This is a genomic window from Nostoc sp., assembly GCF_041747015.1.
In the GTDB taxonomy this organism is placed as follows: domain Bacteria; phylum Cyanobacteriota; class Cyanobacteriia; order Cyanobacteriales; family Nostocaceae; genus Nostoc.
Genome location: NZ_JBGTFY010000162.1, coordinates 25,508 through 47,794 on the forward strand (window position 1 = coordinate 25,508; position 22,287 = coordinate 47,794).

The 22,287-nt window shown below is 42.2% G+C and carries 20 protein-coding genes; 8 read left to right on the forward strand and 12 right to left on the reverse strand.

The genetic code is table 11. The annotated features are described in order from the left end of the window. The first annotated feature begins 105 nt into the window (after positions 1-105). Complete coding sequence (locus tag ACEW80_RS12970; RefSeq protein WP_373526967.1) at positions 106-1,518, forward strand: cobyrinate a,c-diamide synthase; 1,413 nt, start codon at positions 106-108, stop codon at positions 1,516-1,518. 38 nt (positions 1,519-1,556) lie between these two features. On the opposite strand, the gene ACEW80_RS12975 is transcribed toward ACEW80_RS12970, so the two are convergent. Both ACEW80_RS12975 and ACEW80_RS12980 read right to left on the reverse strand, forming a co-directional pair. Then, on the reverse strand, positions 1,557-2,075 hold the full coding sequence (locus tag ACEW80_RS12975; RefSeq protein ID WP_373526968.1) for a GNAT family N-acetyltransferase: 519 nt from the start codon (positions 2,073-2,075) through the stop codon (positions 1,557-1,559). Positions 2,076-2,339: 264 nt separating this feature from the next. Further along, positions 2,340-2,783 (reverse strand): cyclic nucleotide-binding domain-containing protein, encoded by a 444-nt coding sequence (locus ACEW80_RS12980; protein WP_373526969.1) that lies wholly within the window; start codon positions 2,781-2,783, stop codon positions 2,340-2,342. A 214-nt stretch (positions 2,784-2,997) separates the two neighbouring features. On the opposite strand from ACEW80_RS12980, the gene ACEW80_RS12985 reads away from it, so the two are divergent. Both ACEW80_RS12985 and ACEW80_RS12990 read left to right on the forward strand, forming a co-directional pair. After that, entirely contained in the window at positions 2,998-6,033 is a 3,036-nt protein-coding gene (locus ACEW80_RS12985; protein WP_373526970.1) for a UPF0182 family protein, read from the forward strand. Between the two features lie 172 nt (positions 6,034-6,205). Next, positions 6,206-6,388: a hypothetical protein gene (locus tag ACEW80_RS12990; protein ID WP_373526971.1), complete on the forward strand. Its 183-nt coding sequence runs from the start codon at positions 6,206-6,208 to the stop codon at positions 6,386-6,388. Positions 6,389-6,445: 57 nt separating this feature from the next. Here the strand turns inward: ACEW80_RS12990 and ACEW80_RS12995 are convergent, their stop codons facing one another. The 6 genes from ACEW80_RS12995 to ACEW80_RS13020 all read right to left on the reverse strand — a co-directional run bounded on the left by ACEW80_RS12995 (position 6,446) and on the right by ACEW80_RS13020 (position 12,242). Then, positions 6,446-6,913, reverse strand: coding sequence for a hypothetical protein (locus ACEW80_RS12995; protein ID WP_373526972.1), 468 nt, complete (start codon positions 6,911-6,913; stop codon positions 6,446-6,448). Between the two features lie 105 nt (positions 6,914-7,018). After that, positions 7,019-7,321 carry a hypothetical protein gene (locus ACEW80_RS13000; protein WP_373526973.1) on the reverse strand — a complete coding sequence of 101 codons (303 nt, stop codon included), beginning with the start codon at positions 7,319-7,321 and terminating at the stop codon, positions 7,019-7,021. A gap of 323 nt (positions 7,322-7,644) precedes the next feature. Further along, positions 7,645-9,045, reverse strand: coding sequence for a glycoside hydrolase 100 family protein (locus ACEW80_RS13005; protein WP_373526974.1), 1,401 nt, complete (start codon positions 9,043-9,045; stop codon positions 7,645-7,647). Between the two features lie 62 nt (positions 9,046-9,107). Then, positions 9,108-9,917, reverse strand: a complete 810-nt coding sequence (locus ACEW80_RS13010; protein ID WP_373526975.1) for an SDR family oxidoreductase — start codon at positions 9,915-9,917, stop codon at positions 9,108-9,110. 242 nt (positions 9,918-10,159) lie between these two features. Next, entirely contained in the window at positions 10,160-10,816 is a 657-nt protein-coding gene (locus ACEW80_RS13015) for a class I SAM-dependent methyltransferase (protein WP_373526976.1), read from the reverse strand. Between the two features lie 67 nt (positions 10,817-10,883). After that, positions 10,884-12,242 (reverse strand): APC family permease, encoded by a 1,359-nt coding sequence (locus tag ACEW80_RS13020; RefSeq protein WP_373526977.1) that lies wholly within the window; start codon positions 12,240-12,242, stop codon positions 10,884-10,886. A gap of 221 nt (positions 12,243-12,463) precedes the next feature. On the opposite strand from ACEW80_RS13020, the gene ACEW80_RS13025 reads away from it, so the two are divergent. Together ACEW80_RS13025 and ACEW80_RS13030 are read left to right on the forward strand one after the other, a co-directional pair. Beyond that, positions 12,464-12,631: a hypothetical protein gene (locus ACEW80_RS13025; RefSeq protein WP_373526978.1), complete on the forward strand. Its 168-nt coding sequence runs from the start codon at positions 12,464-12,466 to the stop codon at positions 12,629-12,631. 38 nt (positions 12,632-12,669) lie between these two features. Beyond that, positions 12,670-13,203: a calcium-binding protein gene (locus ACEW80_RS13030; protein ID WP_373526979.1), complete on the forward strand. Its 534-nt coding sequence runs from the start codon at positions 12,670-12,672 to the stop codon at positions 13,201-13,203. 357 nt (positions 13,204-13,560) lie between these two features. On the opposite strand, the gene ACEW80_RS13035 is transcribed toward ACEW80_RS13030, so the two are convergent. Next, positions 13,561-13,989: a hypothetical protein gene (locus ACEW80_RS13035; protein WP_373526980.1), complete on the reverse strand. Its 429-nt coding sequence runs from the start codon at positions 13,987-13,989 to the stop codon at positions 13,561-13,563. Positions 13,990-15,102: 1,113 nt separating this feature from the next. Here ACEW80_RS13035 and ACEW80_RS13040 point away from each other — a divergent pair. Together ACEW80_RS13040 and ACEW80_RS13045 are read left to right on the forward strand one after the other, a co-directional pair. Further along, a complete protein-coding gene (locus ACEW80_RS13040) occupies positions 15,103-15,732 on the forward strand; it encodes a hypothetical protein (RefSeq protein WP_373526981.1) in 630 nt (209 codons plus the stop codon). Between the two features lie 69 nt (positions 15,733-15,801). Beyond that, positions 15,802-17,112, forward strand: coding sequence for a hypothetical protein (locus ACEW80_RS13045; protein WP_373526982.1), 1,311 nt, complete (start codon positions 15,802-15,804; stop codon positions 17,110-17,112). A gap of 620 nt (positions 17,113-17,732) precedes the next feature. Here ACEW80_RS13045 and ACEW80_RS13050 read toward each other — a convergent pair. Together ACEW80_RS13050 and ACEW80_RS13055 are read right to left on the reverse strand one after the other, a co-directional pair. Further along, positions 17,733-18,035, reverse strand: coding sequence for a hypothetical protein (locus ACEW80_RS13050; RefSeq protein ID WP_373526983.1), 303 nt, complete (start codon positions 18,033-18,035; stop codon positions 17,733-17,735). A gap of 269 nt (positions 18,036-18,304) precedes the next feature. Beyond that, on the reverse strand, positions 18,305-18,778 hold the full coding sequence (locus ACEW80_RS13055; RefSeq protein WP_373526984.1) for a TspO/MBR family protein: 474 nt from the start codon (positions 18,776-18,778) through the stop codon (positions 18,305-18,307). Between the two features lie 109 nt (positions 18,779-18,887). Here ACEW80_RS13055 and ACEW80_RS13060 point away from each other — a divergent pair, with 109 nt between their 5' ends. Further along, positions 18,888-21,455 carry a DHH family phosphoesterase gene (locus ACEW80_RS13060; protein WP_373526985.1) on the forward strand — a complete coding sequence of 856 codons (2,568 nt, stop codon included), beginning with the start codon at positions 18,888-18,890 and terminating at the stop codon, positions 21,453-21,455. A 235-nt stretch (positions 21,456-21,690) separates the two neighbouring features. Here the strand turns inward: ACEW80_RS13060 and ACEW80_RS13065 are convergent, their stop codons facing one another. Beyond that, positions 21,691-22,155, reverse strand: coding sequence for a hypothetical protein (locus ACEW80_RS13065; RefSeq protein ID WP_373526986.1), 465 nt, complete (start codon positions 22,153-22,155; stop codon positions 21,691-21,693). Positions 22,156-22,287 lie beyond the last annotated feature (132 nt).

The following is a 22,287-nucleotide window of genomic DNA, read 5'->3' on the forward strand; positions in this document are numbered from 1 at the left end:
AACGTTCCTCTTTTGCAGATGTTATCAAACACAGAATAATATTACCAGTCAAAATTTAATTAATACTTAAATAGCTGCTGCATCAAAATCTTATTTGTTTCATTTATGGCTTTAATCATTGCTGGGGAACGTAGTGGGGTGGGCAAGACAACAGTCACGCTCACCCTTTTAGCATCTTTACGTCGTCGCGATCGCCTCGTACAATCTTTCAAGGTAGGCCCAGACTACATTGACCCAATGTTTCATCAGCACGTTACTGGTCGTGCTTGTCGGAATTTAGACCCAGTACTAACTTCCGAAGCCTACGTTCAGCAATGTTTTGCCCATCATAGCCAACTAAGTGAATATGCTCTAGTGGAAGGGGTGATGGGGTTATTTGACGGAATTGGGCATAGGGCATGGGACATAGGGCATGGGCAAGAAAAGCAAAAATCAACAGACTTTGCGAGTACGGCACACATTGCGCGGCTTTTAGATTTACCTGTGGTGTTGGTGATTGATTGTAGTCGCCTTTCTGGTTCTGTAGCGGCGATCGCTCACGGCTACTGCTCTTTTGATCCCCGAATTAAAATTGCTGGGGTGGTACTAAATCGAGTTGGAAGCGATCGCCATCTCTCTCTACTGAAAGATTCCCTAGAACCCCTACAATTACCTATTCTCGGCGTACTACGGCGTCAAGATAATATTACAATTCCCGATCGCCATTTGGGTTTAGTACCAACAGCCGAACTTCCCGAACTCAACGCTTTAATTGATCGCTTTGCCGATTTGGGAGATGCCTGCTTTGACTGGCAACATTTGTTACCTCTATTAAAATCAGAACCACTCCCTCATCCCCCACCCTGCGGGAAGCTAAAGCTACATCCCGCTTATCTCCGATCCCCGGTTAGAATTGCCATTGCCCGCGATCGCGCTTTTAATTTTTACTATCAAGACAATCTCGATTTGCTGCAACAGTTGGGTGCAGAACTGGTTTTCTGGAGTCCATTAGAAGATGCCAGATTACCACAAAACGTCCAGGGAATGTATTTTGGCGGTGGTTTCCCAGAAGTTTTTGCCCAGCAATTAGCAGAAAACACTAGCGCCCGTGATGCAGTGAAAACAGCAATTATGACGGGAATGCCTGCGATCGCTGAATGCGGGGGTTTAATGTATTTGTGTGAGCAAATTATCGATTTTGAGGGTAAATCTTGGTCGATGGCGGGAGTTTTACCGACATCTGCGGTGATGGGTGGGCGTTTAACTTTGGGGTATCGTCGTGCAGTAGCTTTGCAAGATAATCTGTTAATGAAGGCAGGCACAACTGTCTACGGACATGAGTTTCATCGTTCTTCTTTAACCTCAACTCCCAGTCAGCCTCTATTTGAAACTTCTCGCTACGATTGTGAGGAAAATATGGGATGCGAGGGATGGGGTTTACCTGCAAATGTTCATGCTTCTTATGTTCATCAGCACTGGGGAGAAAGTGTAGAGATTCCCCAGCAGTTTCTTAAAGATTGTCTGAAAGTAAAATATTAATAAATATTACCACTCTGCCAGAATATTAAAACATCCTCTCAGAAAATCAGGCGGTAAATTAATTCATCGGAAATTTTGCCTTTGATAAACTCTACATTCTGATTGACTTTTTGCAACTCGAACCCAAGTTTCTCAACTACCTTACGAGAGGCAAGATTGTATTCGTTCACCGATGCATATAGGGCGTTAAGGCTGAAGCGTTTTTGAGTTTCGGCGATCGCTAGTGAGCAGTAGATGGGGGCATATCCCTGCTTTTGGAAACCAATGAAGGTCATAAAACCAATTTCCGCATATTGCTCATCAAAAATACCTATTTCTACAATACCTATGTATTGATTTTGAGGGTTTATGGCGACCCATTTCAACCAAATCATAGTGTCGTTGTCGGGTGATTTTTCTAGCTCGGCAAAGCTAAACTTTTGCTTAACCTCGGAGAGTTGAGGAATTTCATCCTCAAGATATGCGTACAGACGTGGCTCACTTATATGGGAGTACAAAAGTTGGGCGTGGTGTTCAGTAACCTTTTCTAAACACAAGATTGCCGCGTCTTCTATCATAATTATTCTTTAAGGTAATTACCAATAATAAGCGATTTACCTGCTCTTTTGGATGTGATATAATAATGTATTAAATTAAACTTTTGTTTACAATAAACCCCGTTACTAAAATTGCTTTAATAAAGCAAAAAGCTTAGTTGCCCTTGACTACATTTAATTTAATCTTAATTGCTGAAACTTAGATTAGACAAGTGAGTGTAATAGATATAAGAATTAAATAACAACAGATAAATCTATGCTTTAGGTTGATAAAAATCGCTATAACTAATGAGAGTCTGATGCAGTCATATTCATATCGTCATTTAATCTGCGAATCAGACGGGATAACTCACGAATGATATTCACCGCAATTTCGGGAGTTTCTTCGATCGCATCATACAATTGCTCTTGCGTCAGTTCTAAAAATTCACAATGTTCCAAAGTCGTTGCAGTGGCGGAACGAGGTTGAGTATCAAATACGGCCATTTCGCCAAAGTATTTTCCCTGTTCTACCTCTGCAAGTAGTTTATTTCCAATATGGACTTTAACTCGGCCTGACACAACAATGTAGAGCGATCGCCCTTCTTCTCCCTGGCGAAAAATGGTGTAATTAGCTGGAAATGACAGTTCGTTCATCACTGAAGTGAGCCGCACAATAAAATCATCCCGCAATTCCTTAAAAATTGGGACTCGCCGGACAAATAATAAACGGTCAACACTGGTTAGCATAATTACAATTTAAAAATCAAACATTACTGAATATCTGAAAGCTGAAGTAGGAGCGCGATTAGTCATATTAAACGATGTTTATCGCTAGTTGCCAAGAATATTGCCCCTTTTCTGAGCAGAAATCCACTTAGCATCTAACAAAGATCATCTTCACTAAGAGCGATCGCTTACAGTTATCGTAGAACCGAAAAACATTTGACTGTTAGGGTGAGGAATGTTCTGGAAATGGAGCTTTAGACTATTCATCGTATTCTTGGGGCTGTGGCTACTGTTGGATCTGGGTTCTCGCCTGGGAGCAGAGATTTTTTGGTTTCAGGAAATCGGCTACCTCCAAGTATTTCTGTTGAGGGTGTTAACTCGTGGTGTTTTGTGGATAGTGGTAGCTGGGATAACTGCTACCTATCTACTGCTAAATCTGGCTCTAGCACAACGGCTAAAATATCCCCAGTCTTTGAAGATTGAGTCAGCAGAACTCAACAGTGAATTAACAAATTTTCTCAGTCCTGATTATCCAAGACGCAATGAAACCCGAATACTTGCACCGCAACGCTTTCAAACATTAAAATTGCGCTGGTTATTACCCCTAACTCTGGTAGTGAGCTTGTTGATTGGGCTGATGCTGGCTCACTATAGTCAAATTGCTCTTTTTTACTGGCATTCTCCAGTTAATAATGCTAGTTTACCGATTCCCGCCTTATTTCGACCAGAGACAATCTGGCAACTCTTAAGGCAGATTGTCTCTCAAATCTGGTATCTCGGTTTAATTGGGGGAGTAGCGATCGCAATCTTAATTTATCCTCAATTTTTACTAACTGCGATCGCAGTTTTGTTAAGTCCCATTTTTGCGTTTATCTTATTCCAACACTGGCCAAAGGTGCTGCAATATTTCCACCCCACCCTTTTCAACAGCACTGAGCCTTTATTTGGTAAAGATATCAGCTTTTACATATTTTCCTTACCCTTTTGGGAACTGCTAGAACTCTGGCTGATGGGATTATGTTTGTATGGCTTCGTCGCCGTTACCCTAACTTATCTCCTGTCAGCAGACAGTTTAAGTCAGGGGATTTTCCCTGGTTTTTCGCCCCAGCAGCAGCGCCATTTATCCGGTATGGGTGGCTTGTTGATGCTGGTAGTGGCTCTGAGTTACTGGCAAAGTCGCTATGAACTCGTGTATTCTACCCGTGGTGTTAGTTATGGCGCCAGCTACACGGATGTGATCGCCCAGTTGCCAGCTTATACCGTTTTGTGCATTGTGGCAGCAGCGATCGCCTTTTACCTACTTTGGCGAACGTTTTTCTGGAAATCCAAATCTCAGCATCACCGCTTGGTATCTTACGGGTTAGGAGTTTATCTAGCATTAGTTGTAGCAGTTAACATTGTTCTACCTGCTGTGGTGCAATATTTAATTGTCCAACCTAATGAGTTGCAACGAGAGCAGCCCTATATTCAGCGTACTATTGCCTCGACTCGCCAAGCATTTGATTTAGAAGCGATCGATTCCAAAGGCTTCAACCCTCAAGGAACATTGACTGAAGCTGATATTCAAGAGAATGACTTGACAATTCGGAATATTCGCCTTTGGGATCAGCGACCACTGTTACAAACTAACCGTCAACTGCAACAAATTCGGCCATATTATCGGTTCCCCGATGCCGATATTGATCGATATACTCTGAAAACAGATGTAACTTACCGCCGACCATCAGCCCCTCAAAACCCACCAGAACCTGAGCAGGAAGGAATTGACTCAACAGAACGGCGACAGGTATTGATTGCTGCACGAGAATTAGACTACACTGGCGTACCACAGGAAGCTCAAACATGGGTTAACCGCCGCCTTATTTATACCCACGGTTTTGGGTTTACTGTTAGTCCAGTTAATACAGTTGGGCCGGGTGGGCTACCAGAATATTTTGTCAAAGATATTAGCGGTGATAGTAGCGCCCTCACAACTTCTAGTGAAGCGATTCGTGACAGTATTCCCATTGGGCAGCCCCGAATTTATTACGGTGAAATCGCTAATAGCTACGTAATGACTGGCACAAGAGTTCGAGAGTTAGACTACCCCAGTGGTAGTGACAATGTTTACAACTCTTACGATGGTCTGGGTGGCGTTGAAATTGGTTCAGCATGGCGACGCTGGTTATTTGCGATGTATTTGAAAGATTGGCAGATGGTTCTAACGCGGGACTTTTTGCCAGATACAAGGGTACTATTCCGGCGAAATGTCAAGCAAAGAATTCGAGCGATCGCACCTTTCCTCAAATTTGACAGCGACCCTTATTTAGTAGCTGCTGCGGCTAATGAAGATTTCCCCAAAAATCCTAGTTATCTTTACTGGATTGTTGATGCTTACACAACAAGCGATCGCTATCCTTATTCAGACACTGGTAGCGATGGTATCAACTATATTCGCAACTCGATTAAGGTAGTCATTGATGCCTACAATGGCAGCGTGAATTTTTATATTGCAGATAAGAGCGATCCAATCATTGCCACTTGGTCAAGGATATTTCCCAACACCTTCAAACCACTAAGTGCCATGCCAGTTAGTCTCCGCAGTCATATCCGCTATCCGGTGGACTTCTTCAAAATCCAATCTGAGCGGTTGATGACTTACCACATGACCGATCCCCAGGTATTTTATAACCGGGAAGACCAGTGGCAGATTCCTAACGAAATCTATGGCAATGAAACCCGTCCGGTAGAGCCGTATTATTTGATTACTAGTCTACCCACTGTAGATTTTGTTGGCGCAGCCTCTGTCTTCGACACGCTGCGCGAACGTAGAGAGGAATTTATTCTGCTTCTACCCTACACTCCCCGACAGCGGACTAATTTAATCGCTTGGTTAGCGGCGCGATCGGATGGCGAAAACTACGGTAAGTTGTTGTTATATACCTTTCCCAAAGAAAGACTAATCTACGGCACAGAGCAAATCGAGGCGCGGATTAACCAAGACCCAGTAATTTCCCAGCAAATTTCCCTATGGAATCGTCAGGGTTCGAGAGCCATTCAAGGCAATCTACTAGTAATTCCCATTGAGCAATCGCTGCTGTACGTCGAGCCAATTTATCTAGAAGCCACACAGAATAGCCTACCAACTTTGGTGCGGGTAGTTGTGGCTTACGAAAACCGGATCGTCATGGCACAAACCTTGCAACAAGCATTACAGGCAATCTTTAAACCAGAAGTCGCACCAGCCCCAGCAATTATCCGTCCAGTAGAAGAAGCAGCCCCGCCTAGTTAAATACAACATCTCCCATTAATTCTCCGCGTGCCTCTGCGCTTCTCTGTGCCCCGGCAGTCGCTTCAAGTCGGGAAACCTGCCCAACGCGCTGCCCTCCTTTGCGTTTAAATTTCACCCCTCAATTCGCCACGATTTTACGCAAAGCTGTACTATTAGTAGACACCAAAAGTTAATGGATATGGTACAAGATAACCAACTGGAGATCCGCCACGTTAGTCCTAAAGTGAGGCAGTTGATTAAAATCTACGCGGATATTAATAACTGTACGCAACCTGAGATGTTAGAGCGCATTGTTTTGGAGTGGAACGCCCAACAAAGTAATAGCGAACGACCGCCAGGGGACGAAGATGAATAGTTTTGTTAGATAATCCCTAGTCCGCTTCTAGCGAGAGGCTTTGATTAATTTGGTTATTTAGTTAGAGAAAAACTTTCTAGAGATTGGGTCTTCTTTGAGGGATTGAATAAAATCTCTCAAAGTCATCATGTTACCCTTAAAGGTGAATTTGGGAGTGCCATTTTGAGCAACGATTCTTAATTCCCCGTCTTGGATTTTAATCTTATTTTTAATGCTATCCCATAAAGTATCGAAGCTTTCATCATCATTACAACCATTAGCTTCAAGAAATCTTTGGCGAACTTCTGTTTTTAGCGCTAGTGCTTCTGCTGCTTGGGTACGCGCCTCAAAGTGCTTAATTACATCTTCATAAGCACTCTCCCTCAAGATTTTATTTTCAACCTGAACTTGCTCTAATTGAGTTTTTATGACTTGCAATTGGGACGCTAAAGCGGTTGATTTTTGATATTCAGCTTTTAAAGCTTGTTTTGCATTGGCTAACAAGGTTTTATAATCTAGCTGATCTTGAATTTTTTCGGATTCCATTTTTATCTCTATGATCAACAGATTTTCAGTAATTAACTCTCGTCAGTTATATGATAAAAACTGGCGAGAGCTTAGTAAATATTCTGTAAGTTATCTAAGTATTAGTTATGTCACCAATAATGGTGATTCAGAGGTAGGATTTTCCTGAAGACTAGTTATACAAAAACTAATGTGGGAGCGGATAGCTCGCTCATAAACTTCAGTTTGGTAAGTGCGTACTCCTATAGGCTGATAGATCAGGCTAATTTCTGGGAATTCAGACCAATACATCAGAAAAATGTCTTTAGCTGGAGTAATTATTTCATAATTATTCTCTTGTCTCTTCTTTCTGAGCCGACAATTATTTAACTGTAATTTTTGTCTGAATAGTTTTTCAAATTCTGGAATTAAATTTGAAGTAATTTTCATGGTTTATACACGTTAAAACGTGCTACTTATGCAAAGACTATCTTGTGATATAACTAAGTATTACACTTCGGATACCCTTACAATATAGTGTATCAGTTATTGGCTATTTAAGAATTTGAGGTTATTTTTCACTTCTTAGGTTAATAGAAGAGAGCTAATTTTTATTGAGGAGGATTTTACATAGCACACCTCTGGTATTTCTTAATTTCTACTTTAAGCGATCGCTTCTGATACTGCGTCAGTGTAGCTAGTTAGCAAAGACACCCTGATAATTACACCACTAAATCAGATTCGAGGTAGAAGCCCTGGGGTGCAATCAGCACCTACAGGCTACAACCTGGGCCTTCAAGACCCTCTGGAAAGCTGATTAATTCCAAGTACTCTGGATTTGCCAGCAATTGTTTAGCTGCTAGCAATCCGGCAATGCTCCAAGTTTGATAAATTCTGGCTTCTTTGCCAATCAAACGACCATTGTGACCATCGTAGTATTCTGGGAATTTATCTTTAAATAAACGCCTTTCGGCAATGGCTATAGCTGCTTGGGCAAGTTCTGTTCGATCTGTTTTTAGCGCCGCAGCAGTAAAGAACCACAGTAAAACAGGCCAGTTACCGCCGTTGTGGTAAGACCAAGGGCTGTTCTTAGAGTCACATCCTGTAACAATTTTCCACTCTAAACCTTCCAAAGCTGGAAAGCAGATTTTAACAGGCATAGAGCCAATTAAGTCTTGCCAGCGTTGGGCAAACAGATTCATAATTCTTTGAGATTCGGCTTCACTTGCTAAGGAAGCTAAGATTGACATGAGATTTCCCAGAGTAAAAAAGCGAAAATCCATCCGTCCCGGCCCCAGATTTCCTGCTAAATATCCTCCAGATTCGGGCAACCACTCGGTCAACCAATTAGGGATTGATTCTGATTGGATATTGAATTTATTCGCAATTTCTTTACCAAATTCGTTACCCTTGTAACGATAGATATCCCCAACTCGCTTCAGGTCTAGCCAGTAATAGTTACTGATATGATATTTTAAAGATCCCAATCGCCTATTGACTTTGCCAAAGTAGCTATCATCTCCATCTGGTAAAAGCAATTCACTAGCAGCCCTGAGGGACGCATAGAATAATACTTGAATTTCTAGAGGATGTTCGTAGACTCCCATGCGACGGTCAATCATAAACGCGCCATCAGGAACTAACATTGTTGGGTACAGGGAAAACCGATGTACTAGGCAAAGATCCAAAATTAGCTTAATTCCGGCTTGAAAATCTGGCTGACGTGCTAGGGACAAATCGCCTGTAGCTTTTTCATAAGCCCGTAGCAGGATAATCCACCACATACAAGAATCAACTGGGGGAACGCGAGCGATCGCTTGCTCACCAAAATCAGCAACCAAAAATTCTTCATTCCCATTAAAATGTACTTTGAAACTTGCAGGCATTAATCCCGCTCCCGGTTCAAAGCAGTCCATCTGCTTGTCGTGACTTTGTAATTTAAGCGTTTCTATTAAAAAATTGCGGACAATTTCTGCTTTGCCGTGCATGAGAAACACTAAGGCAGAAGCGACAAAATCGCGGAGGAAGCACTGGTCATAATTGAGCGCATCTGACTCCGGATCGTGGGCAGCGACAGTACCAATGGGTTTTCCCTGGTAATAAATTATGGACTTTTCCAACAGTTGCCAGGCTTCTGCTTCCAGCAGACTCTCATTATCGATCGCGCTAGTCATGGGCGTTTAATTCCACTAATGGTATGTATCGGCTCAATTGTGGAAAGTACGCCAGCCTTACCTCAAGCTGACCAGGTTTCCCGGAAGTCAGCATACAGAGTCAATCCACCATCTATAAACAGTGTTTGTCCGGTGATGTAGGCGGCTTCATCCGAAGCTAAAAAAGCAACTGCGGCTGCCATCTCCTCAGAGGAGCCAGCACGCCCCATTGGGATATGACTTTCCACCATCGCCTTTTTTTCAGGGTCATCTATCCAGTCTTGATTTATTGGTGTGATCGTTGCTCCGGGTCCAATAGCGTTTACACGAATGCCTCGGCTGGCATATTCCAATGCTAAGGTTTTAGTCAGGTTTTCCATACCGCCTTTACTAATGGAATAGCTGATATACATCGGTCGAGGAATAATTTCGTGAACGCTGGAAATATTAATTATCACTCCGGGACGATTCAGAGACAGGAGGTGTTTAATAGTTTCACGGGCGCAGAGATACGCACCCCGGAGATTCACGGCAATCACCTGGTCAAAGTCTGCTGTGGTAACTTCGTGGGATGGACTATCTATTTGAATGCCGGCATTGTTGACTAGAATATCTACACTGCCAAATTCCTTAACCACGGTGTTGACCATCTCAACAATGTCTGATTCTTGGGAAACATCTCCTTGAACGAGCAGCGACTTCACACCACAATTTTCGATATTTCCGCAGGCTTTTTGCAATGCCATCTCTTCCGTCTCTGCCCCAGCTTCCGGGTCTTTGCGGTAATTGATGGCGATGTTGCACCCTTCTTGAGCAAGTCTAATGGCGATCGCCTGACCAATACCTGACGTTGCACCTGTAATTAAGGCGTTCTTACCTTTTAAGCCTATCATATTTCCTCTCTAAGCTGCCTTTGCTTTAATTTATACTTCTTTCAAACAATTTGAGATTATTCCTTAAATTCAAAGTCTAAAATTAGCATTGTCAACCCCCAATGGAGGGAATTCAAAAATAGGTATTTGATTATTTTGAAGTTCTTAAACTAATTCTCAAAAATCAGGCTACAGATCCAAGAGATGGAAACTCAACTTGAATCTGATGCCTCTTAATTCCGAATTACGAATTGGTATTAGTCCTAGCGTAAATTCGCTGGCACTTGTTCAGGAACCACCCAGTAGTAAATAGTTTTGCCCTCTACGGTTAACGTTTGCTGTGGTTTCCAATCGCCCATATCGAATGCGTGGGAGACAATGCGAGTACCAGGCTTGAGTTCTTTCAATAACTTGGGACGGAGTTGGAGGTTGATTTCGGGTAGAAGGTAAAGTGTAACTACTGTTGCTTCACTAAAATCAGTCTTGAACAAATCTTGCTGCACAAACCGCACGCGATCAGTTACTCCTGCCTTCTTGGCATTCTCATTAGCTTCTTCTATGCGTTCGGGGTTAATATCTATACCGACACCGCGCGTACCAAACTTTTGTGCCGCAGTATTCACAATTCTCCCGTCACCGCTGCCAAGGTCGTAAAGCACATCATTCTTACCCACTTTTGCCACTTTTAACATTGCATCCACCACTGGCTGTGGTGTTGGCACATAAGGAACATCGCCAGGACGTTCTTGGGGTTGAGTTGTAGGTGTAGTTGTAGGAGTTGCGGTTTCAGTCTGAGCCGTCAGAGTAGAAGGTTGTGTCCCGGCTTCCAAGTCTTGCTGTTGCGCCGTACACCCAGCAATTCCCAAGCTGGTAATACTAATTCCTGTAACCAGTAAAAACAGAGTTTTTTTGAATTGCATGAATTTTCTCCTTTGTCAATAGTTATTAGGCATTGGGCATTGGTTATTTCCCCTTGTCTCCCTCGTCTCACGTCCTACGTTGGCGGTAGTTATTCCAGAACAACAGGGGGATACCTGCTGCCACAACTAAGACACCTGCAACTGCTCCCACACCTGTATAAACCAAGCTGGAGTAGAGCAAGTAACCGCAGACGGCACAAAAAAGTAATGGTGTGAAAGGATAAAATGGCACTCGGAATGGGCGCACTATGTTGGGTTCGCGGATTCGCAATACCAGCAGTGATATGCCTGAAAGCAAAAAGAAGAACCAAAAAACAGGGGCAGTGTAATCCACCATTGTTTGAAAGCCTTTGCGGGTGAACGTGCCTAAAAAAACCAGTGCTAAGGCGATCGCTGCTTGCAATAATAAAGCATGGGTAGGACTACCAGGACGTTGCTGCCAGCGTCCCATAAAACCAAATAGCGAAAAATCTTGTCCTAGAGCGTAATTAGTCCGCGCTCCGGTAAAGATTGTGGCGTTGGTTGCTCCCAAGGTAGCGATCGCAATCAGTACACTAATAAACAAGGCTCCTGGTGCGCCCCAAAGAGAGCGCATTAAATCTGCGGCTACCGCTTCCGATTGTGCCATGTTTGCTAATCCCAGTCCCCGTAGATAAGCCAAATTGATCAGCAGATAAATGGCGGTGATGATGCCAATACTCCAAATTAGCGATCGGACAATATTACGTCGGCCATCTTGAATTTCTGCGGAGATATAAGCCGCTTCATTCCAACCGCCGTAAGACAGCAGCACAAACACCATCGCCAGTCCCCATGTTCCTGATGATGCAGATTCTACAGGCGCGGCAGAATTAGGAATGGCAGTAAGCCCAATAATTACTACCAGCAACAAACCCAGAACTTTCGCAGCACTCAGCAAGTTTTGCGTCCACTTACCCTGTTGCAAACCGATGATGTTCAAAGCGGTTAAAAGTGCGATCGCTACGGCTGCGTAGACAGAAGACGAAAACGTTCCTAACCGCCATATCTGAGAAACATAATCGCCAAAGACAAATGCCAAAATAGCAATAGAACCAGTTTGAATTACTGTCATCCGCGCCCAGGCAAATAAAAAGGCGACTCCCCGCCCGAATGCACGTTTCAAATAATAGTAGACACCACCAACATCGGGATAGACAGTCGCCAACTCTGCATAGCACAGCGCTCCTACCAGAGATACTACACCACCAACTAACCAAAAAAGCAATACAGCAATATCACTACCGGCTTGAGCTGCCACTAGAGCCGGGGTTTGAAAAATCCCTGCGCCGATGACAATACCGACAATCAAAGCCACTGCGTCTGGTAATGTCAGCGATGCTTTGGGTGCTGCTACTTCAGTTGATGCTGTCTGCTCAAATAAACGGTAATCTTTAGGTCTACTCACTTTAGTTCCTTATTAGTGTTGAGTGGGGACTGTTCACTTTGTTTCATAGTCTTTGCTTCAACAGAGGAATCTTGTATTTACTCAGGATTTTGGAACTCAGGAGTCAACACGACCTTTTGGATTTGGGGATCATCAGCCCAATTAGGTGGCCTTTCTGAAAGGCCAATTTGAATCACTGTTTTACCTATATCTCTATAGTTAAAAATAAATGTGACAGGAAAGTGACAGTCACCAGTGGTATATCTTCAAACCGTAATATTCATCTCGTTAACTTTACTACAGCGATCGCCCCAAATTCTCTCGCTAGACAAAATTTAGAAGTATTTGCATTTTTAGCTTGTCTTAGTATCAATTCGCTACAAATTAATACAAATCCATACTTGGTATAAAGCGATCGCTTCAGTATCTATAAAAATTAAATAAGAACGTGACGGGGAACGCCTCAGCCAACGTGATCAACGGCGGTGCTGGCAACGACTTGCTCAATGGCGGCGCAGGCAACGATATCCTCAACGGCGGTGCTGGCAACGACTTGCTCATCGGCGGCACGGGCAACGACTTGCTCATCGGCGGTGGAGACGGTCAAATTGATGTGTTAACGAGCGGTAGTTTGTTCGATCAAGATACTTTTGTACTGGGCACGGGAGGTATATTTGGCTCGATTCTCTATGACTCTGTAGGCAATGCTGATTTCGCTCGAATTACTGATTTTGACCTCATTGATTTTGTAGGGGAACCAGCAAATCAGGTAGATCGAATCCAACTTAGAGGGGCAGCAGCTGACTATCGGTTAGCAAATGGTGTTGTTGCAGGAGGATTTGTAGGAGTGGGTATTTTTGACAGAAACTCAACCATCGCTGCGTTTGATGACGATCTGATTGGTCTTGTCCAAGGAGTTACTACAGGCAGTGTTTTTGGGCAATTAAATCTAAATAACGCAACTCAGTTTGTGTTCGTATAATCCCTGTTTTTTCATTCTCGTAAAACAATAATCGAAGCCAAATTCAGAGACTTTGATTTAATCCAGGTTTGAGGCTTAATTTTCTAACAGAAACTAAAATTTAACATGATCTTTTCATTAAGGATCATTCAACAGCCGAGGGAGATGCAAACTAATGTTTACCGCTCCCTCTTTCTCTTTGAGATTGCCAAATCCAAAAATCCCATTGCGATCGCAACTTCAAAGTTGCCCTGTCACGTAGAAATACTGCTCGACCAAGCTTCGCCGAACGTCATAATGTACTTTTGCTACCGATAAGAGGGCTTTTCAAACATCCTCTAAGCCCCTTGTTCTATACAACCTCACAGGTAATCACTATTAGTATCTACTACTCCGAAAAAGTAGAATATCTATTACTTCACCCACTATCAAACCCAATATCGCTACGACTGTTAAAACCCAAAATGAATCTACTTTGTTGTAACCAGAAAAGCGCATTTCCAAATCAGCTAAGAGCGTAGTTGCTAAGGGGATAAGAAATAGCTGGAATAATATTGACCAAGTTGCTACGAAAGCAATTGATATACTTAAAAATAACATGACAACTAAGGTTTTAGAACCAAATTCAACTAAACACTCTAACCAAGAAATACTCTTCCGCACTACAGCTATAACTATAGCAGCTATAAAAGCTCCAACCAACCAAATAATATGATTAGCAGCAAGATACCATCCTAGCAGAGTGTAAGCCAGCCAGAGTAATACTAAAGGCTTCAAAGGAATACTGTTAAAAAATTCCACATTCATCGTATCAAGGCTTTTACAACTGCCAAGTTAGTATCTTAATTGTAGTAAAAAATGCTTATTAATCTAACTTCTATACTTACCAACTTTACTCAGGATATTCTTCTATCTACAGAGTAAATTTTAGGACATACTTATAACAATCCTAAATCATTCGTGAACAAGAAGATTCCCGACTTATTAGAGAAGTCGGAAATCTGAGCTTTAAGCATCTAAGCCTCAGACAATGTTTGCGTAGGTTTTTTGCAGCAGAAGAGTTGAATCTCAGCCAATACAGTTCGGTTAAGACTTGATCCCCCCAACCCCCCTTAAAAAGGGGGGCTAAAAACGGTTCTATTTCCCCCTTTTTAAGGGGAGCCACTGCGGTCTTGGGGTCTCCCCAAATGGAGCAAGTGGCGTGGACTAAGGGGGATCTTGAAAAACTATGCACCTTAACCGAACCGTATTGGAATCTCAGCTACTTTCCATGAAATTTAATGAATAGATGGCTACAATTCACCGTGTACAACTTTGACAACTGTCCATAAGACTGTTGTATGTCTCAAGCTCATGGTAATATTATTTTACTGTTATGGAAATACTATTTTATACATCAAATTGTAACCATGCTGAAACAGCTAGTTAGGTGTGCTACCTCCAAAAAACAAAAACTTCTTCAACTCCCCAAGGAAATGAACAAAAGCGGCAACGTGTAAAGCACAGAGCTTTTGAAAGTCTGATTATATAAGCTACTAAATAGCTAAAAAAGCTCTTTTTTAGGAATCATAACAGCCAGATAAGAAAGCATGAAACCCTCTTAAAATGGCAAAAAATTAGACAAGAGTAAATAGAAAAATTTGACGCGATGTCAATTGTTTTTTGTATATATAAAAATATCAAAAAGCCAGATTTATGTTGTCAATCAGACATGAGTATTGTGTGTTTTATTTAGATATTGATTTCTCTTTGTAGTTATTTACCTATATAAGAGTCCTATTTGATTGGTGAAAAGTTAGCCTACCCTTGACCAAATAAGGCAAACACTTAAATTTAACAAATGATTTAGGACTGCTAGATCAATCCTGATTTAGTAATGACTCGATTATTAACAACTTAAGTAAGAGTAACAGGAAAAACATGAATATCATTGTTCGTTTGTTTGGAGCGATCGCTTTCCAAGTATCTGCGTTGGCTGCGATGTCTAGTATTGCAATGTCTGATGACAAGCCCTTCCAGGAAACTTCTGCTATTCCTCAACTGAGAGCAACGCAGAGGATTTGCTCCTTAGATCCCATTGAAGATTTATTACCTCCACCACCAAGCAAGCCAAGTAATTCTTTGTTTTCTTACCTTGCCGAACAGGGTTTTACACAGAATCAGGAAGGTTCCTGGGTCTGTTATGCGAACGATCCTAAGAAAGAAGGGCGTTATTTTACTCTATTTAAGGTTAAACAAATTGATGGCAGGCTTATAGCAAGTTCTTTCTTAGATGAGGGCAGTCTGATTGAGGGGCAGGAAACCCGTAGCTTGGACTTCTTTATGATGCTGGTTGAGCGTCATATGAATACTAATCAAGAGAACCGTCAAGGTATACGTAAGTATTTAGAAGCCTTCGTTTCCTTAGTAAAGCAAGGCAAAATCAAACCCACACGTCGTGGGTTTCTTTTTGATCAACCAAACCGGGCATTGGTCTTATATCACAAACTCTCATCAGGAGAGCTTAAAGGTACAGGAATCACGGTCAACATTTATTTATCTAAGAGTTGAATTGGGGAGTGGGGACAAGGGAAACAACCAATGCCCAATTAAATTGCTGTCGTTTACTGGAGATGCATCTTGCCTAAATCAACTGTTCAAAGAATTGTGATGCCAAAGGTGGTTCGCTTTGCGACCATCGCCTTCTCATCTGTTGCAGTAGTACTTACTACATTTCAATCTGCTTCTGCACAGCTCAATATTGGACGCTATGGTGTCCAACAAGGACTGGAGTATGAGTATCTTCAGTACCAAATCAATAACCAGAATCTCAGTCAGATGCGAGTCATTCCTGGATGTAATGTCGGATTTGGTCTGAGCTGCAATAAAACTGGAACGGTAATCCAGCGATTAATCGAGTTAAACGGTGGGACTAACTATCAAAACCTGCTGATACGAGCAGCTGGTGGAGAAAAAAACTTCCAGAATTTCGCTAGCTTTTACGGGAATAATCCCAATCTCTCTGCGGTGCCTTTCGCCTCCTTTTGGAGAAACGAATCCCCCACAATCATGGATAGTTCTCAATACCTTCTTGGACAACATTTTGGTCGTAACCCAGTAGAAGGACTCGGACTTGTAACCAAGCAGTTCCATTGGGCACCACACTCAGAAGCCAATAACTCTCTCAGTCTCCGTAATGGATTACTAGATTTGAAATTGTCATACGGACGACTGCTCTTTGAAGAAGCTTCAAAAATTTCCAACATTGAGCAACAGATTAAGTCTCTAGGTTTGCCGCCAGAGATGACAAATTTTTATTTAGGTAATATCTCTAAAGGCTTGGATGCGTTGAGTTCTGGAGATCACAACCAACTCCAAAAGAGGATTTTTGAAGTACTATCCTTTCCATACTCTGAAGATGGTGGAGAACTCGGACGCCCTAATAATGGGATTCCACAGGAATTGAATCAGATCTTAGGAGAAGATATCGCAGGAGATATTTTGCTGAGTGACAATCCAGTAGGGTTGGAGGGAGAAGCAATCGGCTTCGATACTTTCCCTGGCTCTGTAGGAGATGTCTTAGTACAAGACAATACTGATTCCTTTCCACTCTGGCCAATAATCGGAGTTGGGGTTCTTGGTTTAATGCTGCTTCTATTACTGGATGGCGATAGTTCTTCAGGGGAGCCATCTGTTTCTTCGGGGGATACACCTGACACACCTTTGTCTCTCAACAGTCAAGGCGAATGCGATCTGACTCCTCGTGGTAACGGTTCTGATCACAGCCAGATTATCGAGATTCCGTGTAACGTTACTGTTACTCCTAAAACCACTATGGAAATGAAGAAGGTGGTGGAGCCATCAATCATTAAAGCGCTTCTATTGCTAATTGTTTTACTATGCCTAGTCCGTTATAAACAGCGGTCTTTAAAAATTCGTAATTCGTCATGACGCTCGTTCGTGAAACGTCTCCCCTTAGAGGTTGTTTGAAAAGTCCTATTGTAGGTAGCAAAACGTTCTAGATCCCCCTAAATCCCCCGATAAATTGGGGGACTTTGATTCTGGTTCCCCCCTTTTTTAAGGGGAGCCAGCGCGGTCTTCTCTCAAAGGGAGAGGCTAGCGCCAAGGGGGTTTCCCCCATGAGTGACTGGCGTGGGTTAGGGGGGATCGATAAGTGCCTAAAATAACAGCTAAATACGTTTCAAACATCCCCTTAGGAGAAGACTCGCTAACGTAATTCGGGCGTTGCATATTTGCGGGATGATTTATCTCACGCAGAGGAGCCAGTGCGTTGGGCGGGTTCCCCGACTTGAAGCACCTGGCGTCGCGCACAGACGCAGAGAGTATAAGGAGTTTTAGATTTCAATACATGAGATTTCATCCCTTGATTTAGCAACGCCGTAATTCGTAATTATTGCAGCAGTTTTCATTGATTTAAATTACATTTGTTGTATGGACAGAGTATTGCTTTAGCGGCTTTGTTTTATCAATACTTTGTCCTAAAGGACACGCTACGCGATCGCCAATTTACGAGGTAAGTTGATCATCGGATAAAATCGCGGTCTATTTGGTTAACTACTCAGTCCGTTATAACTAATAATTTTTGATGCGATAATACCAATAAACACGGCAAGACCTAGCGCTCTGCGAAAATAATTAACGCCTTGAAATAGTTCCAGCCACGCCCAAGTAAACAAGGAGCCATTTGCCAGTACATCTAACACTGTATTGATTTTACCAGTTGTAAAAACTAGAGCAAGTAAACTGGTTACTATCCAAACAATAAGCGGTAGGTTTGGCATCTGAGCTAAAACAATATTGCCATCGCTGTCACGGAAAGTTTTATCAACAAATGTATTTCCTGTATTTTCCATATTTCAACTTTTCACTTATTTAGAAATTATTAACTTACAAAGATTAATGATGGTCTATAGAAAATAGACTGACATTTAATTGTAAATTAGTTAATATAATTAAACCATTTAGGTAAATCTCTTTTCAACCATCTAATTACATACGTAAGAGCGGTAAAGCATATTTCTCTATGACTATATTCAGAGGCATATTCACACAAAATCCGCCAAGACATCTGTCGGGAGTCTGACCTTTGCCATATATTATCTATTCTCGTTATGATTGACGTTTATCTGCCTATATCTTGATTTAGTTGAATTAATAACCAAGTGAGATAAGTACCAAAAGGCCCCCAGAGAGCATAGGGTAGAAACAGCCAGGAGGCTTTTTGGGAAATTGGTTTAACCAAAAATGCCAGAATGTAGACGATAAGGGTTGCCAAGCCACCTACAATCATTCCACCTGTCAAGCTGCGAAATTCTACCACAATGGGACTATAAACGGAGGTCAGCAAGGCTGTTGCTGCGTACATACCCAGCAACAGCCAAGGACGAGACTGTTTTGAGCTTCTTTCCCACACGATAATTGCTGAGATTGTCAGACAGATCCAAATGAACGTCCAGACAAATGGGATGAGAAATTCAAAGGTCAACCAGTCAGGACGCTGCAAGTTCTGAAACCAAGGGTCGCGCAATGATGTCAGCAGGCTACCGCCAAAAAACAGTGCTGCCGAAACTGCTGTGATAATCCATCTAGCTCTCACAAAGTTTTCCTGCCATAGTAGGATTACACTTGTAGTTTAGTTCGGGGCTGCGATCGCCGCGTCTATCTTTAGGACTTTCATCTCACTCCTAACTCTTAACTTTCTTTGTATGCCAGAACAACAGCAGTGGACTATAGCAGCAACTGAACAACCCCCTGAGCAGTTCATCCAAGCGGTGAAACAGTATACACCTGCATCAAATGGACTGTATGCAGCGCAATTGTTATGGCAACGAGGAATTAAAGATAATCAACAATTAGCAGCTTTTATTAATTATAAAGCTTATCAACCAGCGAGTCCGTTTGAGTTTGGCCAAGAAATGCACCTAGCGATCGCCCGGTTGCAACAGGTATATAATACTAAAGAAAAAATTGCTATTTGGGGAGATTTCGATGCCGATGGTATTACCGCCACCTCTGTACTTTGGGATGGCTTAGGAGAATTTTTTACCCAAAATACCCAGTTAATTTACTACATTCCTAATCGTCTTAAAGAATCCCACGGACTTAATAATCAAGGAATTGATAATTTAGCAAAACAAGGTTGTAAATTAATAGTTACTTGTGACACGGGTAGTACAAACATTGATGAAATTGTTTATGCAAAACAACTAGGTATAGATGTAATAGTTACAGACCATCACACATTACCCGCAGAACGCCCACCTGTGGCAGCAATTATTAACCCCCGCTATTTGCCCAAGGAACATCAGCTGTTTCATCTTTCTGGAGTGGCGGTAGCTTATAAGTTAGTGGAAGCAATTTATCAAACCCTGCCTAATATTGCAAAACATCCCTTAGAAGATTTATTAGACTTAGTGGCGGTAGGATTAATTGCCGACTTGGTGCAGCTAAGTGGAGATTGTCGCTATTTGGCGCAGATGGGAATTCAACGACTGCAAGAAGATTTTAAACAGCCAGCCGCAGCACGTCGGCGTCCGGGAGTCGGGCGATTATTAGAATTGTGTCAGAAAAGTGGCGATCGCCCCACAGATATTTCCTTTGGTTTAGGCCCAAGAATTAACGCCGTCAGCCGCATCCAAGGTGATGCTAGTTTCTGCGTCGAATTATTAACTAGTCGGGATGCCAAACGTTGTAATGAATTAGCCGAAGTTACAGAACTTGCCAACACTCGCCGCAAGTCTTTACAGAAAGATGTGCAAGCGCAAGTAACACAAAAACTCGCTCAATTAGACTTATCAACTACTAGCGTCATTGTCTTAGAAGATGCCCAATGGTCAGCAGGCGTGTTGGGCTTAGTCGCTGGACAAATAGCACAAGAAACAGGTCGCCCAACGATTTTATTAAGTACAGAAGTAGCAGGGGAAGCAGGGGAAGCAGGGGAGCAGGGGAGCAGGGGAGCAGGGGGAGAATTCCTCACTCCTAACTCAGCACTCAGCACTCCTCACTCAGCACTCAGCACTCAGCACTCAGCACTCTTGTTAGCTCGTGGTTCTGCCCGTTCTGTAAATTCTGTCGATTTATACCAACTGGTAAAAGACCAAGCACATTTGTTGCATCGGTTTGGCGGACATCCCTTTGCAGCGGGTTTGAGTTTGCCGATTGAGAATATTCCTTTATTTACAGCGGCAATTAATCAGCAATTACGGCAATCTTTAGGTGGTACAACCCTAACGCCAACTCTGCAAGCAGACTTAGCAGTAACAGTCGCAGACTTAGGGAAAGAATTATTTTTAGAACTGAAATTGTTAGAACCTTGTGGAATGGGTAATCCTGTGCCGAAATTGCTGATTCAAAACTGCTGGTTTGAAAATACTTGGAATCGCAATATTCGAGATTCTAGAGGGAAAGAAGTTAAATATATCAAAACCGAGTTCAAAATTCGGGATGACTCTTCAACAGTCGGCTTTCCAGGTATTTGGTGGGGACACTACCGGGACGAACTTCCGCAAAGCCGTTGTGATGTGATTGTGGAACTTGATTACAATTCTTATGTAGATACAAATAAAGGGATAAAACCTCATTATGAGGTAAGGTTATTAGCACTGCGTCCCTATGCAAATACTGCTGAGTCTACCAGCACAAATAATCTAGATTTTATTCTAGACTGGCGTCATCTTAATAATCCGAAATCTTCAGAATTCAAGAGTCATGACTCAGCACTGATTCTCGAAGATTGTCCCACAAACTGGGATGATTTACGTGTATGGTTAAGACGATGTATAACGACAAGCCGCTCCGCGTCTACGCTTTACAATAATCAACAACTAGCGATCGCTTGGTCTAAGCCCAACCAGCAACCACCTAATCAAATTTGGCTAACTCTTGTCGGAATAGCTAAATATCTCAGTCGGACAAATCAGCTAGTTACCCGCGTCCAACTTTTAGAAAAACTCGGCATTCGTGACCAAACCTTATTTTTGGGACTCAAAGCTTTAAAATATTTGGGATTCAAAGTTAAACTACAAGACAGTTATTTACAAATTAGTTGGGATGCAACTAATAACTCAGAAAACCATGCCGATGCAGCTATTTCCCAATTTTTAGCTGCTATCCAAGAAGAACAATTTCAGCGACAATACTTTGCCGAAGTGCCTCTATCTACAATTATGGCGATCGTCAGAAGTCAAAAGTTAGAAGTCAGTAGCATGGCAGTTGAACGTAGTGAAACCCAACAAAACTACGACAACCAAGCTACAAGTCCAAAAAACTGGTAAACGAGTATCAAAGGTGGATGCATCCAGTTCAAAGACGGATAAGCAAGTCAGCTTAACACAAAAGGAGCGATCGCTCATATCAATTCTTTAATATAGGTGATACCAATTCACGAAAATCTTGATACATATAGATTTTTCGTAGGGGTTTAGCATTGCTAAACCCCTAACCACGCATTTGTAACATTATTAAAGTGAAATGGTATTACCTATGCCCAATTCGCAATTTATACGATGATTAAACCACTACAAAATTGGTAACACTTAGTGAAGATACATCATATAGCTGTGCAAATTGTACCTGAGTAAATCCACTACCGTTGCCATCTTGGTCAAAATAAAGCGCTCCTGTGTTGTTGTAAATAAATCGTTGATCACTCGTCGTTGCAGCTATGCCCAGGGTAAACTGACTAGCAGATAGTGAACCTAATGTTAACCCGCCACCAAAACCAGTAGCAGATATTTGAATGAGTTCATTATTGTCGAAGTCGTAGATACTATCAAGCCCTTCATTATAACTATTGAAAACAAAGGTATCTTGATTTTGACCACCAATCAAGACATCATCACCTGTGCCACCGATGAGGGTATTCTTACCACGTTCACCACCAGCATTTAAGGTATCGTTACCTGCACCGCCATTCAGAATATGAATGCTGCTCTCGGCGTAGAAGTTAGAGCCAGTAGCAGATAGATACAGCACTTCCGGCTATTATGAGGTACAGTAGCAACAACTAGCAAACCAGTTTCTTAAATGTTGAGGATTTATTAATTCGAGTGCAACTGAGATTAGTTGATCAACCATTTCTGTTGTAGTTGGAGCAAAACTGCGTAA

Coding starts and splice junctions, on each gene's coding strand:
- ACEW80_RS12970 (WP_373526967.1), top strand. CDS start 106: ATGGCTTTAATCATTGCTGGGGAACGTAGTGGGGTGGGCAAGACAACA.
- ACEW80_RS12975 (WP_373526968.1), bottom strand. CDS start 2,075: ATGATAGAAGACGCGGCAATCTTGTGTTTAGAAAAGGTTACTGAACAC.
- ACEW80_RS12980 (WP_373526969.1), bottom strand. CDS start 2,783: ATGCTAACCAGTGTTGACCGTTTATTATTTGTCCGGCGAGTCCCAATT.
- ACEW80_RS12985 (WP_373526970.1), top strand. CDS start 2,998: ATGTTCTGGAAATGGAGCTTTAGACTATTCATCGTATTCTTGGGGCTG.
- ACEW80_RS12990 (WP_373526971.1), top strand. CDS start 6,206: ATGGATATGGTACAAGATAACCAACTGGAGATCCGCCACGTTAGTCCT.
- ACEW80_RS12995 (WP_373526972.1), bottom strand. CDS start 6,913: ATGGAATCCGAAAAAATTCAAGATCAGCTAGATTATAAAACCTTGTTA.
- ACEW80_RS13000 (WP_373526973.1), bottom strand. CDS start 7,321: ATGAAAATTACTTCAAATTTAATTCCAGAATTTGAAAAACTATTCAGA.
- ACEW80_RS13005 (WP_373526974.1), bottom strand. CDS start 9,045: ATGACTAGCGCGATCGATAATGAGAGTCTGCTGGAAGCAGAAGCCTGG.
- ACEW80_RS13010 (WP_373526975.1), bottom strand. CDS start 9,917: ATGATAGGCTTAAAAGGTAAGAACGCCTTAATTACAGGTGCAACGTCA.
- ACEW80_RS13015 (WP_373526976.1), bottom strand. CDS start 10,816: ATGCAATTCAAAAAAACTCTGTTTTTACTGGTTACAGGAATTAGTATT.
- ACEW80_RS13035 (WP_373526980.1), bottom strand. CDS start 13,989: ATGAATGTGGAATTTTTTAACAGTATTCCTTTGAAGCCTTTAGTATTA.
- ACEW80_RS13040 (WP_373526981.1), top strand. CDS start 15,103: ATGAATATCATTGTTCGTTTGTTTGGAGCGATCGCTTTCCAAGTATCT.
- ACEW80_RS13050 (WP_373526983.1), bottom strand. CDS start 18,035: ATGGAAAATACAGGAAATACATTTGTTGATAAAACTTTCCGTGACAGC.
- ACEW80_RS13060 (WP_373526985.1), top strand. CDS start 18,888: ATGCCAGAACAACAGCAGTGGACTATAGCAGCAACTGAACAACCCCCT.